Source organism: Winogradskya humida (genome assembly GCF_016862215.1).
Lineage (GTDB): Bacteria > Actinomycetota > Actinomycetes > Mycobacteriales > Micromonosporaceae > Actinoplanes > Actinoplanes humidus.
In genome coordinates, this window is the sequence record NZ_BOMN01000145.1 from 1 (window position 1) to 16,048 (window position 16,048).

The window sequence follows — 16,048 nt, forward strand, 5'->3', positions numbered from 1 at the left end:
GACTGCTGGAGTCTGCGGGGGATTGGCGGCGTCAGGCGGGTTGGGCGTCGTCGTCGAGGACGTGGGCTTTGAGGGGGATGGCGAGGGCTTTCATGCGGGCGATTGTCGGTGGGTCGGCGTTGCGGACCTGGATGGCGTCGTCGTCCATGAAGAACGGGACCGTGGTGGGGTGGGCGGTCCAGGTGGCGACCGGTGGGCAGGGGATCGTTCGGACGCCGGAGGGTAGGACGGCCTCGATCTGGGTGGTCCACTCGAAGTCTGGCTGGGTGTTCACTAGCGCGGCCCACTCGTCGGCGTGGATCGGTGGGGGGTTGCTTTCGCCGGTGCGCCAGGGGCCGCGGGTGATGAAGTGGCGGGTGGCGAAGGCTTTGGGGCCGCGTTGCCAGGCGTTGGGTTCGGCGTACACCTCGGAGTTGTCGCCGATGAGCCAGGCGTCGAGGTGGGCGGCGATGGCGGCCATGCGGCGCAGGAAGGCCGGGCGGGGGTTCTTTCGGGAGAGGCGGCCGTCTTGGAAGATCAGGTAGTCGTCGCTGTCGGCGGCCTCGGCTGTCCAGCTGACGTAGCAGTAGTCCGGGCGCTTCGGTGTGCCGGCTGGGATGAGCAGGTCGGGCTCGGCGTCCACCAGGGCGTCCACCTCGGTGCCGAGGATCGGGAACCAGTGACTCTCGTACGAGACGAACGCCCGGGTGATGTGCCAGTCGTAGCCCACCTACGCACCGTACTTGTCGTAGGAGACCGTCCAGTCGCCGAGGCCGTCGCCGATCGGGAGGGGTTTCGGGGTGTGGCGGACGTCGACGACGTCGCCGACCAGGAAGTTGTCGTAGACCCATTGGGCGTCGGCGGTGCTGAGGTTGATGCAGCCGTGGGAGAGGTTGGCCTTGCCCAGCGAACCGTTCCACGGGGCGGCGTGCAGGAATTCGCCGGAGTAGCTGATCCGGGTGCAGAGTTTGACGATCTCGGGGGCGTAGTAGTTCGGGTTGGCCGGATCGGTGAGCCCGTAACTCGCCGAGCTCATGCTGTGCGTCCGCTCCTTCGAGAGAACCACGTGCGGGCCCTCGTGGGTCCAGAAGTGGAGCTGCTGGCCGTCCGCGCCCGTGGTGTAGCCGCCCTTGCCGTTGCTGCAGGCCATGGTTCGCACGAGTTTGCCGTCGATGTAGACCTTGGTGTGGTGGGTGCTGTTGTCGCTGACCGCGAGCAGGGTACGGCCGATGGTGAAGTGGGTCTTCGCGTCCGTCGAGCCGTAGACGCCGTTGCCGAGGTTCACCCCGAACGTGTTGACGGACACCTTGATCGTGGTGCCCTTCGTCCAGTATTTCGCGGGGCGCCAGTGCACGATCGACTTGGTGACCCAGTAGAACTTGCCCTCGACCGCCGGCGAGGTTTCGACGGTGATCGCCTTCTCCGCCGCTGCCTTGTCGGTGACGTTACGGCTGAATGCCACGATGACCGGCTGGCCCATGCCGTACGTTCCGCCTGCTGTGAGCGTACTCATCGCATTGGCCTGGAAGGTTGTGCCCGCGGTGTGGGCCGGTTTGATGGTGGTGAAAGTCGACGTCTTCTCGATCTGCGCGCCCAGGCTGTCCAACACGGAGGCCGTCACCTTGTAGGTCTTGCCATAGGCCAGGGCGCCGGTCGAACGCCAGGTCACCCCGTCGGACTGCACCGCGCCGCTGACAGTCTTCCTCCCCGAGACGACCTTGACCGACGCCAGCTTGCCGCCCGCGACGGAGACGGTGACCGGTTCGGCCGGTGAGGCCTTGGTGCTGCCCGCCTTCGGGGTCACGGTCAGGCTGATGGGCGTCGCGGAGGGTGACTGCCAGGTGCCTCCTACTGGGCTTTCACCCGTCTTTGTGCCGCTGCTCGCGTGTGTCGGTGTGGAGCAGCCGGCGACGGTGAGGCCAGCAGTCGCGCCGAGTCCGCCGATGATGACGGTGCGTCGCAGCACTTTCCGATCGGGATTCACGTACTGAAGACGTCTGCCGCGGCTGTTGCGTTGCACAGATTGCGCGGATGCCGGCGGCAAGATTTCCTGGGCACCGGACATGTGGAGGGCGAGTGGAACACTTCGACCCTCCGGAGGTGGCATGGACGAGGACAGCTTCAGCGACTTCTACACCGCACAGTTCGCTGACTTGTGGCGCTTCGCACGCAGACGTACCGAATCAGGCGAGGACGCCGACGACATCACCGCCGAGACCTTCGCCGTGGCCTGGCGCCGCCGGGACGACATCCCGGCTGAGGGCGCCCGGTTGTGGCTGTTCGGGGTGGCCCGCAACGTCCTGGCCAACCAGCAACGCGAATCCCGCCGCCGTGGCCGGCTGCACCTGAAGATCGCCACCGAGGATCCGCCGCCGGTGGCCCTCGACCCCCCCGACCCGGCCGCCGCCGGCCTGTGGCAGGCCCTGGCCGCGCTGACCCCGGACGACCGTGAACTGCTGTTGCTCCGGGCCTGGGACCGCCTGGCCGTGACGGAGATCGCCACGCTGCTGGACACCTCCGCGGCCACGATCTCGTCCCGCCTGCACAAGGCCCGCCGCCGCCTCGACCAGCACCTCGACACAGCCCGCCCGCGAGAGGACGAACATGCCTGACACCGACCTCGACTTCCTGCGCTCCCTCGACCCCACCCTGCACGACGAGCCGCCGGCGCCGGGCTCGGCGCGCTACGAGGCGATCCGCCCTCGTCCGTCGGCTTCTCCTGCTCCGTGGCGCCCGGTCGACTCCGGGCCCTGGGAACCGGCTCGCCGGCCCGCGCTCCTCCGCCGGCAGCGATTCCGCTCCGGGGGCTCGCGCCGCTGGATGACCTGGGCTGCGGCCGGGACGGGCGTGGCAGCGTCGGTGGTGGCCACGATGGTCGTCCTCGGCGGCAACACCACCTCCGCGTCGGCGGCCGTCCTGACCGCCGCCGACAAGACCGAGACCGTGGTCACCCTGCGCGGCACCACCCAGGACGACGTCAAGACCGGCGGCTCCACCCACTCCACCATCGAGGCCAGCGGTCCCGACATGAAGATCATCACCCAGGACGACATAGGTACGATCACCACCACCATCGTCGGCAACATCGGCTACGAATCGAACTCCGACGGCGACAAGTCGAAGCAGGAAATGCAGCCGGAAGAGCGCCTCGCCCCCTTCGCCGACTCAGCCGCCGACGTCGTCCGAGCCGCCCTCAACGACGCCGACGTCAAGGACAAGGGCACCGATGAGGTACGCGGAGCCGAGGCCACCCACTACCACGTGCAGCTCACGGCGAAGTCCCGCGCGGCCCTGGCAGCCCTCCCGCCGGTGGAGACCGCCTGGTTCGAGGTGGAGCACGCCGAGGACATCCTCTCCCTCGACGTCTGGACCTCCGGCAACCTGATCCGCCGCATCGCCGTCGACCAGACCGACCGCCGCACCCTGACCGAGTTCTACGACTTCGGCCAGCCCATCACCATCACGGCCCCGACCGGCTTCTAGGCAGCGGCTCAGATCCGGTGGTGGACCCCGACGTTCGGCTCCACCACCGGACCGCGGCGACACCGGCGCCGCGGAACGCCGCCCGCCAGGTGGCCTCGACCGCACGGTTGACGGCGGGGATGGCACTGGGCGCATCCGAGATTCCGGGCAGCGCGGCCTCGGCGAGGACAAGCTCCGTGACCCGGGACGGATGGTCGGCCGCGAGGGCGTACGCCAGCATCATGCCGACGTCGTGGCCGACTGCCCGGAAACGGTCGTGGCCGAGCAGCGTCATGAGCCTGGCCAGATCTCCAGCCGCGGTGACGCTGTCCGCGAGAGCACCTGCTCCGCCCGTCGGATCTCGCCGATCGGCTGACGGCAGCCGGGCTCACGACCGAACCGCTCCCGGTCAGCGACGAACTGCTGCGGGACGCACACGGCCTGCGGCAACCGAGCCAAACGCGACGCCATGCGCACCCGGCACAGCCGGCCCACGCCGAAAGCGGCCCGTGGTCAGGGGGCGTTCTCCCTCAGCGGCGCGGAAGCCGGCTGGGTCATGTCTGTCCAGCTGGCCAGCAACCGCAGCGCCTCGGCGGATTCGGAGCCGGGTGACGCTGTGTAGACGAACAGGGTCTGCTCGGCGTCTTCCGGCAACTGCAGCGCTTGGTAGTCGATCGTCAGTGTGCCGACCACCGGATGCCGGTAGCGCTTGCTGCCCGACGTGCGCACATGCACCTCGTGGTCGGCCCACCGCCGCCTGAAGTCGTCGCACTTCACCGACAGCTCGCCGACCAGCGCGGTCAGTGCGGGATCGTCGGGGTGGCGGCCCGCGTAGCTGCGCAGGACCGCGACCGTTTCCGAGGCGACCGAGGCCCAGTCGGGGTAGAGCTCCCGGGCGTACGGGTCGAGGAACATGAACCGTACGTTGTTGCGGTCCTGCGCGGGCAGCGCGTTGAAGTCGCAGATCAGTGCTCGCGCCATCCGGTTGACCGCGAGATAGTCCATCCGCCGGCCCACCACGAACGCCGGGGTCGCCGCCGCGTCGAGACTCTCCAGCAGCCGGAACACCGTCGGCGGGACCTGCTGTGCCCGCATTGCGGCCGGCCGTCGCCCCCGCCTGGCCCGGGACAGGTCGAACAGGTGGTCCCGCTCGGCGTCGTCGAGGCGCAGTGCCCGCGCGATCGCGTCGACGACAGCCTCGGACGGGTTCAGGTTGCGCCCCTGCTCCAGCCGCACGTAGTAGTCCACGCTCACCCCCGCGAGAGCGGCGAGCTCCTCGCGGCGCAGCCCGGGCACCCGGCGTCCCGGCTGCTGCGGCAACCCGGCGTCCTCGGGCCGCAGCTTCGCCCGCCGTGACCGCAGGAACTGCTTGAGCTCGGCATTGTGGTCCACACCCCAAGTCTGCCCCGCCGCCCGCCGCGCCGTGGCCTCAAAAGTGGTACTGACTTTCCTACCCGGCGGTCACCGGGCGGGGGTACGGCCGGGCGGGGACAATGATCACCATGAGTACGGATGCTGCGGTGAACGCGTGGTTCGACACCATGGATCTGCTGGCGGCGGACACGGCCGGTGGCTCGTCGCGGCGGGCGGCGAACGGCACCCGGCTACTGGTCGGCGGCGCGCCGCTCGCAACGGTCAACGGCGTGTTCACTCCAGAATCGCCGTACCCGGATCTCGGCGAGGTGGCCGAGCTCGCCGCAGTGGCCGCTGCCGAGCTGGCAGTGCCCTGGTGCCTGCACATGCGCGGTGAGCCCTCCCCGGAACTGCTGGAGATCGGCGCCCGGCACGGCAGGACCACCCGTTCGGCGACGACGTTCATGACCTGCGCGGCCGGGGATCTGCGCCTCGGGCCGCCGGACGGGCAGCGGGTGCCGGTCCGGGCGGTGACCAGCGCGCAGGGCGTGGAGTACCAGGCGGCGGTCGCGGCCGGGTTCGAGGTGCCCGCGGAGCTGTTCGGCAGCTTCATGCGCGGGCCCGAGCTGGACGCGCCGGGGGCCACCGCGTACCTGGCCGGGACGCCTGGCGATCCGGTCGCGACAGGGTTCGGTGTGCTGGCGGGGGAGTGGCTCGGGGTTTTCAACATCGCCACCCCGCCCGCGCACCGCCGCCACGGCTACGCGCGGGCTGTCACCGAGCACATCCTGCGCTCGGTGCCGTACACGGGTGTCTTCCTGACCTCGACCGAGATGGCCCTCCCGCTGTACGAGTCGATGGGGTTCCGCGTCGCCGAGACCTGGACGTACCTGACCTGAGCGGCTACCGGGGCGGGGGTGGCGGTGCCGTGCTGGCCCGGTGTACCAGGGTGGGCGGCACGATGACGTGGTCGACCGTTTCGGCGTCGCTGGGGCGGTTCATGTGCTCCAGCAGGAGCGCGAGGCTGCGCCGGCCCAGTTCGCCGAAGTTCTGGCTGACCGTGGTGAGCGGGGGCAGGAAGAAGCCCGAGTCCGGCATGTCGTCGAAGCCGACGACGCTGACCTCCTCGGGGACCTTGCGGCCCGCCTCGTGCAGGGCGCGCAGGACGCCGAGCGCGATCCGGTCGTTGGCGCAGAAGATCGCGGTGACGGCCGGGTCGGCGGCCATGGCGCGGCCCTGCTCGTAGCCGGAGGCCGCGTCCCACCATTGTGGATGCACGGGTGGCACGACGGCGCCCGCCGCGTAAAGTGTGCGCCGCCAGCCCTCGGTGCGTTCGTGGGCCTCGGGCCAGTCGCCGGGGCCGGCCGCGTGGTGCACGGTGGCGTGGCCGAGATCGAGCAGGTGCTGGGTGGCCAGGCACGCACCCTCGGCGTTGTCCATGCGGACGGTGGGGACCGACTCGGAGTCTCCCGCGCCGCCGACGGCCACGCAGAACAGGTCGGTCGGTGCCTGCATCAGTGCGCTGGTGACCGCGGTCTTCGGCGCGATCGCGATGATGCCGTCGACCGCGTGCTGGGCGAGGCGGTCGACGGCGCTGAGCACGTCGGCGCGTTCCAGGTTGCGGACGGTGGCGATGCTGACCAGGTAGCCCGCTTCCCGGGCGGCGCTCTCGATGCCGTAGAGCATCGACGCCGGGCCGAACAGCGTGGTCTCGAAGCCGATGATGCCGAGCGTGTTCGAGCGGCGGGTGACCAGCGTGCGGGCGGCCAGGTTGCGCCGGTAGTTGAGTGATCGCATGGCTTCCAGGACCCGCAGCCGGGTCTCGGGACGGACGTTGGGGTGCTCATTGAGCACTCTGGACACCGTCTGGTGCGAGACCCCGGCCAGTTTGGCCACGTCGCGCATCACCGTGCCCCGTGGAGCCTTCTGGAGTGGCACCCGACCCCCTGTCGTTCATCACGGACAGAAATCGACTCTTGACGCTGCGGTTGAGAACGGTAACACTTCCGAAATCAATGTGGTTCAGGCCACATTGGCCTCCCGTCGTCCCTCCCCGGCAGGGCGAGTATCGACTGCCGTATCGATCAATCTCAATTGTGAACGCTAACAGCCCCCAGGAGTGTGTTGTGGTGTCGAAGAGATGGACCGCCGCCGTACTGAGTGGATTATTGATCACCGCGACCCTCAGCGGGTGTGGTGGTGACGACGGCGACAGCGGTAGCGGTGGCGGTGACGGCAAGCTGGTCCTCGGGTTCTCCCAGGTCGGTGCCGAGAGCGGCTGGCGCACGGCGAACACCAAGTCGATCCAGGAGTCGGCCGCGTCCGCGGGTGTCGAGCTCAAGTTCTCCGACGCGCAGGGCAAGCAGGAGAACCAGATCAAGGCGATCCGCAACTTCATCACCCAGCGGGTCGACGTGATCGCGTTCTCACCGGTGGTGGAGTCCGGCTGGGACACCGTGCTCAAGGAGGCCAAGGACGCGAACATCCCGGTCATCCTCACCGACCGCGCGGTGGACTCGCAGGACACGTCGCTCTACAAGACGTTCATCGGCTCGGACTTCGTGCTCGAGGGCAAGAAGGCCGGCGAATGGCTGGTCAAGGACTACGAGGGCAAGACCGATCCGGTCAACATCGTGGAGCTTCAGGGTACGCCCGGAGCGGCACCCGCCAACGACCGCAAGGCCGGATTCGCCGACGTGATCAAGGCGGATCCCAAGTTCAAGGTCGTCGCATCGCAGACGGGGCAGTTCACCCGGACCGACGGCAAGCAGGTCATGGAGACGTTCCTCAAGGCCCAGCCCAAGATCGACGTGCTCTACGCGCACAACGACGACATGGGTCTCGGCGCGATCGAGGCGATCGAGGCGGCCGGCAAGAAGCCCGGCACCGACATCAAGATCATCACGGTGGACGCCGTGAAGGACGGCATGACGGCGCTCTCCGAAGGCAAGATCAACTACATCGTGGAGTGCAGCCCGCTGCTCGGCCCGCAGCTGATGGATCTCGCCAAGAAGGTCAAGGCCGGCGAGACCGTGCCGCAGCGCGTGCTGACCGAGGAGACCACCTTCACCCCCGAGCAGGCCAAGGCAGTCCTGGCCGAGCGCAAGTACTGAGAGGCTCGCACATGGGTTCGCGGCCACCGGTCCTCGAGATGACCGGCATCCGGAAGGTCTTCCCGGGCGTCACCGCCCTGGACGACGTCGACTTCCGGCTCCTGCCGGGCGAGGTGCACGCCCTGATGGGCGAGAACGGCGCCGGCAAATCGACGCTGATCAAGGTGCTGACCGGTGTGTACGGCACCGACGGCGGCGAGATCCGGCTCGGGGACACCTCGGTGCTGTTCGGCAGCCCGCTGCAGGCCCAGCAGGCCGGGATCAGCACGGTGTACCAGGAGGTCAACCTCTGCACCAACCTGTCGGTCGCCGAGAACATCTTCATCGGCCGCGAACCCCGCAGTCTCGGCCGCATCCGCTGGGCCGAGATGCGGCGCCGGGCCGTCGAGCTGCTGGCCAGGCTCGACCTGACCCTCGACGTGTCGGCGCCGCTCAGCACGTACTCGCTGGCCATTCAGCAGATGGTCGCGATCGCGAGGGCCATCGACATCGACGCCAAGGTGCTGATCCTCGACGAGCCGACGTCCAGCCTCGACGCCTCCGAGGTGGCGCAGCTGTTCGCGGTGATGCGCCGGCTCAAGGACGCGGGCGTCGCGATCCTGTTCGTGTCGCACTTCCTCGACCAGGTCTACGAGGTGGCCGACCGGATGACCGTGCTGCGCAACGGGCGGCTCATCGGTGAGTACCGCACCGCGGACCTCCCACAGATGCAGCTCGTCGCGCGCATGATCGGCAAGGACCTGGAAGCGCTCGAGGAGCTCGAGAGCCAGCCCCGCAGCTCCGCCCGGGAACTCGAACGCGGCCCGCTCATCGCGAAGGCCGTGGGACTCGGGCGGGCCGGCGGGATCGCCCCGTTCGACATGGAGATCCATGCGGGGGAGGTGGTCGGGCTCGCGGGATTGCTGGGCTCCGGGCGTACTGAAATGGCGCGGTTGTTCTTCGGTGCGGACCGTGCCGATACCGGTCACCTGGAGATCGACGGCAAGCCGCTGGTCCTGCGCAGCCCGCGCACGGCCATGGCGCACGGGATCGGCTTCTCCTCCGAGAACCGCCGCACCGAGGGCGTGGTCGCGGAGCTGAGCGTGCGCGAGAACATCATCCTGGCGCTGCAGGCGGCGCGGGGCTGGACCCGGCCGATCGCCCGGCGGCGTCAGGACGAGCTGGTCGACAAGTACGTCAAGGCGCTGAACATCCGCCCCGCCGACCCCGACATGCCGGTGCGCAACCTCAGCGGCGGCAACCAGCAGAAGGTCCTGCTGGCCCGCTGGCTGATCACCGAGCCCCGGTTGCTGATCATCGACGAACCCACCCGCGGCATCGACGTCGGCGCCAAGGCGGAGATCCAGCGCATCGTCGCCGAGCTCGCCGACGGCGGCACCGCGGTGCTGTTCGTCAGCGCCGAGCTCGACGAGGTCCTGCGGCTGAGCCACAAGATCGAGGTCCTCCGCGACCGGCGGCTCGTCGAGGAGCTCGACAACACCGACGACGTCGACGCTGACCGGGTCATGCGCACCATCGCGGGCGGGGTGGCCTCATGAATTTCGTCCGGCATCGGCTCTTCTGGCCCGCCGCCATCCTGGTGGCGCTGCTGGCGAGCAACATCTTCTTCTCGTCGGGCTTCTTCAGCATCACCGTGCACGACGGCCATCTGTACGGCTCGATCATCGACATCCTGCGCCGCAGCGCCCCGCTGATCCTGGTGGGCATCGGCATGACCCTGGTCATCGCGACCGGCGGCATCGACCTCTCCGTCGGCTCGGTGATGGCGATCTCCGGCGCCCTGGCCTGCCTGCTGATCGGCGACCTCGACAACCAGAACAGCGTCATCGGCGTGCTGCTGGCCTGCGCGGCCGGGATCGTGCTCTCCCTGGTGCTCGGCATCTGGAACGGCACCCTGGTCGCGTCCATCGGGATCCAGCCGATCATCGCGACGCTGATCCTGATGGTGGCCGGGCGCGGCATCGCCCAGCTGATCACCGACGGGCAGATCCTCAACGTGACGTCCGCGCCGTACAAGGTGATCGGCGCCGGATACACCATCGCGCTGCCCGTGTCGGTGCTCATCGCCGCCGGGATGGTCGCGATCGCGGTGGTGCTCACCCGGCGTACCGCGCTGGGATTGCTGATCGAAGCGGTCGGCGGCAGTCCCACCGCGAGCCGTCTCGCCGGCATCCAGGCCCGCCGCCTCACGATCATGGTCTACGTCTTCTCCGCGATCTGCGCGGGTATCGCCGGGCTGATCTACAGCTCCAACGTCTCCAGCGCGGACAGCAACGCGGCCGGCAACCTGATCGAGCTGGACGCCATCCTCGCCGTCGTGATCGGCGGCACGAGACTCACCGGCGGCCGGTTCTCCCTCGCAGGCACGGTGCTCGGCGCCGTACTCATCGAGACCCTGAATGTCACGACCGTCAGCATCGGCATCCCGGTCGAGACCACCCTGTTGTTCAAGGCGATCGTCGTCATCGTCCTCTGCCTCGTCCAGTCCGCCGCCTTCCGGGCCAAGGTGCTGCGCCGTCCCTCGCGAGTGGGAGCCTCCGCATGATCGACGTCACCGCGCCACCCGGCACGCCACCGGCCAAGGCCCGCAACCGGGTCCTCAAGCAAAACCGCCGGCACGTCCCGGTCCTCGCGACACTCGCGCTCTTAATCATCATGTACGCCGTGGGCGTCGCGAACTACCGCGGCTTCTCCGACACCCAGGTCGTCCTGAACATCTTCGTCGACAACGCGTTCCTGCTCGTCGTCGCCGCGGGCATGACGTTCGTGATCCTCACCGGCGGCATCGACCTGTCCGTGGGCGCGGTCGTCGCCCTGACGACCACCGTCGCCGCGACCCTGCTCCACGCGGGCTGGTCCGCGGCCGTCGTGCTGCCCCTGGTCCTGCTCATGGGCACCGTCCTCGGGCTGGGCATGGGCGCGGTGATCCACTTCTTCCAGGTGGAACCGTTCATCGCCACGCTCGCCGGCATGTTCCTGGCCCGCGGCATCGCCCTGCTCATCAACCGCAACTCCATCCCGATCACCGACGGCTTCTGGACCGCGATGGCCGAGGAACGCATCCGCTTCGGCCCGGGCGTCTTCATCTCCACGAGCGTGGTGATCTCCCTGGTCGTGGTGCTGATCGGCGCGTACGTGCTGGCCTACACCCGCTTCGGCCGCACGGTGTACGCCATCGGCGGCAGCGCGGACTCGGCGTTGCTGATGGGGCTGCCGGTCGGGCGTACCCGGATCGCGGTCTACACCCTGAGCGGCTTCTGCTCCGCCCTCGGCGGCGTCCTCTACAGCTTCTACATGAGCTCCGGCTACAGCCTCAACGCCCAGGGCATGGAGCTCGACGCCATCGCCGCGGTGGTCATCGGCGGGGTCCTGCTCACGGGTGGGTCCGGCTATCTTTTCGGTACGGTGCTCGGCGTGCTGGTCCTGGGCCTGATCCAGACCATCATCACGTTCCAGGGCACCCTCAGCTCCTGGTGGACCCGCATCGTCGTGGGTGTCCTGCTCTTCGCCTTCATCGTCCTGCAGCGCGCGGTAACCCGAAGATCCCGCTGACCGGACGGCGATCGCGGGACCGGCGGGCCCGCCCTGGACGTCAGGGCTCGCCGGTCCACCGCTCGTCGAGCCGCGCGACCACCTTCAGCGCCTCGGCATCACGGATGACCAGGCTGCGGTAGTGGGTCCCGATAAGGTTCTTCTCCCGCAGCTCCCGCAACGCTTTGTGGACCGTGATGTCCGCGGCGCCGCACAGCGTTGCCAGCTCCTGCTGGGTGATGTCGAGGTCGACGGCGATGCCGTCCGGGGTTCTGCGGCCGTACCGGACACCGATCTCCCAGAGCGCACGGGCCAGCCGGATCTTCACCGGATAGGACGCGAAGTCGGCGCGCTGCCGGTTCGCCCAGCGCAACCGGTCGGCCACGATCCCGGCCACCTCGATGGCGGCGTCGGAGTGCGCCCGCAGGAACGCCCGGAAGCTGTCCCGCCCGATGACCCGGACCGTCGACGGCCGGCACGTCGTCACGGTCGCCGAGCGGGGGCGGCCGTTGAGGGCGGACATCTCCCCGACGATGTCGCCCGAGACCCGGATGGCCATCAGCGCCTGCCGGTGCTTCGGAAGCGTCGCGGTCACCTTGACCAGCGCGTCCATGAGGACGATCACATGGGATTCCAGCAGCCCCTCGTGTATCAGCACGTCACCGGTCGCGCGGTGCCTGCGGACACCCGCGCTGAGCAGCGCCGCCCGGGCCGGCGGATCCAGCCGGCCGAGCAGTGTGCTTGCCATCCACTGTGGTTCCTCCAACGGGCAGTCCCCTGGCTTCGACCGTGGTGAATACTAGCTCTCCGTATCATCGTGGTTACAGGTTGCAATATCAATCGGCAGAGGCCGATGGGAACTCATATTTGGATGAAATCCGGCGCGCGGCGGTCCGGTAGAGATGACGGGTCCCCTTCGACTCCATCACCGAAAGGCTGCCAACCCGGTGCCCGAAATCAGTGATCCGCGACGGCGCGTTGTCGTCTCCGTCGACATGGAAAGCTACAGCCGCCGCAACAATCTGCTGCAGTACCGCGCGCAGCAGGACTTCCGCCGCATCATGGACGATGCCGCCGCCGAGCTGGGCGTGGAACGGCCCGGCTGGCTTCAGCAGCAGGCCGGCGACGGTGAATTGGCCATCCTGCCGCCCGAGGCGAGCGAGCGTGCCCTGGTGGGCAGCCTGTCGCCGACCCTCGACCGGCTGCTGCGGCAGTACAACCTCGGGCGGAGCCGGGAGGGCAGGATCAGGCTGCGGGTGGCCGTCCACCAGGGTCTCGTGCATCTGGACGGCGCGAACGGGTTCCCCGGCGACGCGGTTGTCACGGTGTGCCGGCTCATCGACTCGCCGGTGCTCAAGGACGCGCTCAAGCGTCGTTTTCCCCGCGCCGACGTCGCACTGATCATCTCCGACCAGATGTATGCGGATGTCGTTCTCCACTATCAGGATCTGCGCTCCGATCAGTTTCAGGAGGTCGTCGCCGAACTGCCCGAGAAGAACTTCAAGCAGACGGCCTGGATCTATGTCCCCAACGAGAATGCGGCGGGGGACGATGCCGGTCCTGATGCTGGACCTCTCGCCGGGCCCGGGGAGCCGCCGCCGGGGCCGCCCGCCGGTGGGCAGGTCTTCCACAACATCCACACCAACGCGCCGGCGTCGTTCGGCAACAACAACACGATGGACCTTCGCGGCGAGTCCTGGCGATGACGGGCGGCCCTGAGCTACAGCCGGTTTCCGGCCCGCACCCCGCTCCTTCGGTTCCGCCCGAACCGGTGCCGGAACCGACGGACGAGCGTGAGGGGATCAGCGCGGACCCCATCACACCCGACGAGCACCGGATCGACGAGAGTCTCAAGGAAGACGCTCTCGGCGCCCGCTACGAGCAGCAGAAGTTCTTCGACGTCACCGCCAACGACCCGGCGATGTTCGGTAACAACAACACACAGAACAACTTCGGGGCACAGCAGCCGCAGATGACGGTCGGCCGGCCGCCGAACGCGGCGGAACTCGCGAAGTGGTACGAGCCGACCGGATGCGAGGAGCAGCTCCGGCACCTACTCGAGGGGAATACGACCGTGTGCCTGACCGGTGAACCCGGAACGGGCCGCTTCAGCACCGCGTGCCACGTGCTCGTGGGGCGCCACGGCGCCGACCGGCTCGCCGAGATCTTTCCTCCACCGGACCGCGGCATCGTGGACGCCGTTCATGAGTTCCCGCCGGAGAAGCTGAAACCAGGGCGTGCCTACATCCTGCGGATCCACGACGAGGATCCGGCGCCCATCATGGACCGGCTGAATGCCCTGGTGAGCGCGAAGAAAAGCAAGTTGTTGCTGATCCGCGATCTGACCGGCCGGGCCCGGGCGATGGAGTCCGCGGAGGTCCGGCACCGCTTGCCGTCCCCTATCGGGGTCTTCCGGATGCACGCTCGCCGCGAGCTCGAGAACACGTCACGCGACCCCGAGGCGTACGTGCAACTGGCCCAGAGTGCGGCGCTGCTGGTGGGACCTCCGCGGGAGGTGGCCGAGCAGGTGACATTGGCGTTGCGCTATCCGGCTGGTCCCGAGTGCCTGCGGGCGCTTCGTGAGCAGAGCCAGCAGGTTCTGCTGGCGAGGGCGCTCAACATCCTGGATCCGAAGGGTCAGGACGGGCCCGCCGGCCGGCGTCGGCTCCGGCAGCACCGAAGGGCTTTCCAACTCTCGTACGCGGCCCTGCGCAACGAATCCATCGACCGGGTCTTCGCCGCCACGGGCCTGCTGCTGTCCCAGGTCGACGCGGAGTCGGGCTGGGACGATCTCGGCCGTACCGCGCTGGAGCATTCGGTCGAGGCCCTGCTCGGCGACGTCCTCGCCGCGGACTGGAGCGCGGATCAGGTCAGCGGTGGACCACGGCTGGCGCGGCTCGACCCCCGCATGGCCGGGGCGCTCTTCAGCGTGGCCTGGCACGAGTTCGACCACACCCGCCCGGCGATCATCGCGTGGCTGAACGCCCTGGTCGAGTCGCCCGACGCGGCATCACGCCGCGCCGCGACGGCGGTGACGGTCAACCTCGCGCTCCTCGACTTCGACCGGGTCGACACGGACCTGATCAGCGTCTGGAGCGCGTCACAGAAGGTCCGGGTGCGGCGGGCCGCCGCCCAGGTCGTGGTGTACCTCAGCGCGGCCAACGATCTCGACCAGCGGATGCTGCGCACCGTGCACCGCTGGGTCGACGGCGCCGCCAACCTGCGCCGCGACACCGCCGCGTGGGCGTACGTGAGCGGTCTGCGGCAGAACTCCGCGAGCTGGAATCTCGCCGACCTGCGGCGTATCGCCGAGGACCCGATGCAGCGGAGCACGTCGACGATCGCCGAGGCCGTCGGCCAGATCTTCGACGAGGAGTCGTACGGCCTGATCGTGGCGACCCTCGCCGGGTGGATCCGGGCTGACGGGCCGCAGCGGCTGGTGACCCGGCACGCGGCCCGGGCGCTGATCCGGATCGCGGGTGTTCCGGCCCGTAACGGCCGTGGTGGCGTACCACTGCTGTTGCTCGCTCTCTCCGACGCCGGCACGGAGGAGCTTGCCGTTCTCTGGTACGCCGCCCTGCTCGGCGCCAGCACGAAGCGGGAGGCATGGCATGTGCTGCTCGGCTGGTTGCGCAGCGCCGATCGGGAGCCCGAACTGCGTAAGCCGGTCGTCGAGCTGTTGCACGAGATGGCCCGCGTGTCGGCCCTGCGCCGGCGGCTCCACCCTTTCCTGTCGAGGCCGGACGCCCCGGACTGGATCGCTGACGTCGTAGGGGAGTGGAACGATGACCGACAGCCTGGATGAGCAGACCCGGCCGGCGAGGTGGAGCCGGTTCTGGCGCCGTGTCATGACGATCTGGTCCCGGTTTCTGGGATTTCTCCGGGGTCCCGCGCCGGCCCCGCAGCTTCGCGTTCGCCTTCTCGAACGGCGCAGCATCACACCGATAACAGTGCCGGCCCGCGGTTTCGCTTTCAACTTCCAGGTGCACGGCGTCTTCGTGTGGGAGAGCGACGACATGGCCCGGATCGAGGAGCTGCGCGAGATGGTCGACCATTTCCTTCCCTATGCTCACCACCACCTGAAAGTGGCTGCCACGGGTCCGGCGCGTCAGGTCGAGCCGCACCGAGGGGAGGAGTTCGAGGCACTGCTGCGCCGCACGCTGGACGAATTCGTGCAGTGGACCTATCTCCGGCGGGGGTTGCGGGTCACCTGCCGTCCGGAGATCCGGGTGCAGCTGGACGAGCGGGTCCGTCAGCACATCCGGCCGTACTGGGAACAGCTGATCACCCTCGACTACGAGCGGGATCTCGCGGACCGCCGGGCCCGGCACACGGACGGGATCAGCAAGCAGTGGTCGGTGATCCTCGACCAGCTCCTGTCCGGACCGGCACCCGACGGCGCGGCGAGCATGACCGACGAGCAACTCGCGCACGTGGTCAAAGGGCTGCTGGCCGAGCGTGCCGCGGCGGATCAGCTTCTGGCGGACGGTCTGGCCGGCCTGGATCCGCAGAACGAGTACGAGCGGGAGGGCTATTTCGACCTGCTCAGCGAGCGCCGCAGCCGGCGGGCGGCCGGATAGACGCCGTGAGCCCGCCCGGTGACCGGGCGG

General features: G+C 68.9%; 16 protein-coding genes. 10 read left to right on the plus strand and 6 right to left on the minus strand.

Going from position 1 to position 16,048, the window contains the following annotated elements; genetic code table 11:
• Positions 1 to 31: 31 nt before the first annotated feature.
• Both Ahu01nite_RS47685 and Ahu01nite_RS47690 read right to left on the minus strand, forming a co-directional pair.
• Positions 32 to 709: a hypothetical protein gene (locus Ahu01nite_RS47685; RefSeq protein ID WP_203843401.1), complete on the minus strand. Its 678-nt coding sequence runs from the start codon at positions 707 to 709 to the stop codon at positions 32 to 34.
• A complete protein-coding gene (locus Ahu01nite_RS47690; RefSeq protein ID WP_239159732.1) occupies positions 710 to 1,945 on the minus strand; it encodes a L,D-transpeptidase in 1,236 nt (411 codons plus the stop codon).
• Positions 1,946 to 2,084: 139 nt separating this feature from the next.
• On the opposite strand from Ahu01nite_RS47690, the gene Ahu01nite_RS47695 reads away from it, so the two are divergent.
• A complete protein-coding gene (locus Ahu01nite_RS47695; protein ID WP_203843403.1) occupies positions 2,085 to 2,591 on the plus strand; it encodes an RNA polymerase sigma factor in 507 nt (168 codons plus the stop codon).
• On the plus strand, positions 2,584 to 3,462 hold the full coding sequence (locus Ahu01nite_RS47700) for a hypothetical protein (protein ID WP_203843404.1): 879 nt from the start codon (positions 2,584 to 2,586) through the stop codon (positions 3,460 to 3,462). Before Ahu01nite_RS47695 ends, Ahu01nite_RS47700 begins: the two co-directional genes overlap by 8 nt.
• On the opposite strand, the gene Ahu01nite_RS47705 is transcribed toward Ahu01nite_RS47700, so the two are convergent.
• Complete coding sequence (locus Ahu01nite_RS47705) at positions 3,440 to 3,823, minus strand: alpha/beta fold hydrolase (protein ID WP_275411848.1); 384 nt, start codon at positions 3,821 to 3,823, stop codon at positions 3,440 to 3,442. The two genes, Ahu01nite_RS47700 and Ahu01nite_RS47705, sit on opposite strands and share 23 nt — an antisense overlap.
• 131 nt (positions 3,824 to 3,954) lie before the next feature.
• Positions 3,955 to 4,833 (minus strand): helix-turn-helix transcriptional regulator, encoded by an 879-nt coding sequence (locus Ahu01nite_RS47710; RefSeq protein ID WP_203843406.1) that lies wholly within the window; start codon positions 4,831 to 4,833, stop codon positions 3,955 to 3,957.
• Positions 4,834 to 4,943: 110 nt separating this feature from the next.
• Here Ahu01nite_RS47710 and Ahu01nite_RS47715 point away from each other — a divergent pair, with 110 nt between their 5' ends.
• Positions 4,944 to 5,693, plus strand: a complete 750-nt coding sequence (locus Ahu01nite_RS47715; RefSeq protein WP_203843407.1) for a GNAT family N-acetyltransferase — start codon at positions 4,944 to 4,946, stop codon at positions 5,691 to 5,693.
• Positions 5,694 to 5,697: 4 nt separating this feature from the next.
• Here Ahu01nite_RS47715 and Ahu01nite_RS47720 read toward each other — a convergent pair whose 3' ends face one another.
• On the minus strand, positions 5,698 to 6,699 hold the full coding sequence (locus Ahu01nite_RS47720; protein ID WP_203843428.1) for a LacI family DNA-binding transcriptional regulator: 1,002 nt from the start codon (positions 6,697 to 6,699) through the stop codon (positions 5,698 to 5,700).
• Positions 6,700 to 6,962: 263 nt separating this feature from the next.
• On the opposite strand from Ahu01nite_RS47720, the gene Ahu01nite_RS47725 reads away from it, so the two are divergent.
• From Ahu01nite_RS47725 to yjfF, 4 genes are read left to right on the plus strand one after another with little or no spacing between them, the layout of a single operon-like run.
• Positions 6,963 to 7,907: an ABC transporter substrate-binding protein gene (locus tag Ahu01nite_RS47725; RefSeq protein WP_438874877.1), complete on the plus strand. Its 945-nt coding sequence runs from the start codon at positions 6,963 to 6,965 to the stop codon at positions 7,905 to 7,907.
• 11 nt (positions 7,908 to 7,918) lie between these two features.
• Positions 7,919 to 9,445, plus strand: a complete 1,527-nt coding sequence (locus tag Ahu01nite_RS47730; protein WP_203843408.1) for a sugar ABC transporter ATP-binding protein — start codon at positions 7,919 to 7,921, stop codon at positions 9,443 to 9,445.
• The gene (locus Ahu01nite_RS47735) at positions 9,442 to 10,452 is read left to right on the plus strand and encodes an ABC transporter permease (protein WP_203843409.1); all 1,011 of its coding nucleotides are present in this window, start codon (positions 9,442 to 9,444) and stop codon (positions 10,450 to 10,452) included. The genes Ahu01nite_RS47730 and Ahu01nite_RS47735 overlap by 4 nt, the downstream gene beginning before the upstream one ends.
• The gene (gene yjfF, locus Ahu01nite_RS47740) at positions 10,449 to 11,459 is read left to right on the plus strand and encodes a galactofuranose ABC transporter, permease protein YjfF (RefSeq protein ID WP_203843410.1); all 1,011 of its coding nucleotides are present in this window, start codon (positions 10,449 to 10,451) and stop codon (positions 11,457 to 11,459) included. Before Ahu01nite_RS47735 ends, yjfF begins: the two co-directional genes overlap by 4 nt.
• A gap of 40 nt (positions 11,460 to 11,499) precedes the next feature.
• Here the strand turns inward: yjfF and Ahu01nite_RS47745 are convergent, their stop codons facing one another.
• The gene (locus Ahu01nite_RS47745; protein WP_203843411.1) at positions 11,500 to 12,204 is read right to left on the minus strand and encodes a Crp/Fnr family transcriptional regulator; all 705 of its coding nucleotides are present in this window, start codon (positions 12,202 to 12,204) and stop codon (positions 11,500 to 11,502) included.
• 190 nt (positions 12,205 to 12,394) lie between these two features.
• Here Ahu01nite_RS47745 and Ahu01nite_RS47750 point away from each other — a divergent pair, with 190 nt between their 5' ends.
• The 3 genes from Ahu01nite_RS47750 (at position 12,395) to Ahu01nite_RS47760 (ending at position 16,018) form a co-directional block, all read left to right on the plus strand.
• Positions 12,395 to 13,144: a hypothetical protein gene (locus Ahu01nite_RS47750; RefSeq protein WP_203843430.1), complete on the plus strand. Its 750-nt coding sequence runs from the start codon at positions 12,395 to 12,397 to the stop codon at positions 13,142 to 13,144.
• Between the two features lie 65 nt (positions 13,145 to 13,209).
• Positions 13,210 to 15,243 (plus strand): hypothetical protein, encoded by a 2,034-nt coding sequence (locus Ahu01nite_RS47755; protein ID WP_203843412.1) that lies wholly within the window; start codon positions 13,210 to 13,212, stop codon positions 15,241 to 15,243.
• Positions 15,224 to 16,018 (plus strand): hypothetical protein, encoded by a 795-nt coding sequence (locus tag Ahu01nite_RS47760; RefSeq protein WP_203843413.1) that lies wholly within the window; start codon positions 15,224 to 15,226, stop codon positions 16,016 to 16,018. Before Ahu01nite_RS47755 ends, Ahu01nite_RS47760 begins: the two co-directional genes overlap by 20 nt.
• Positions 16,019 to 16,048: the final 30 nt, after the last annotated feature.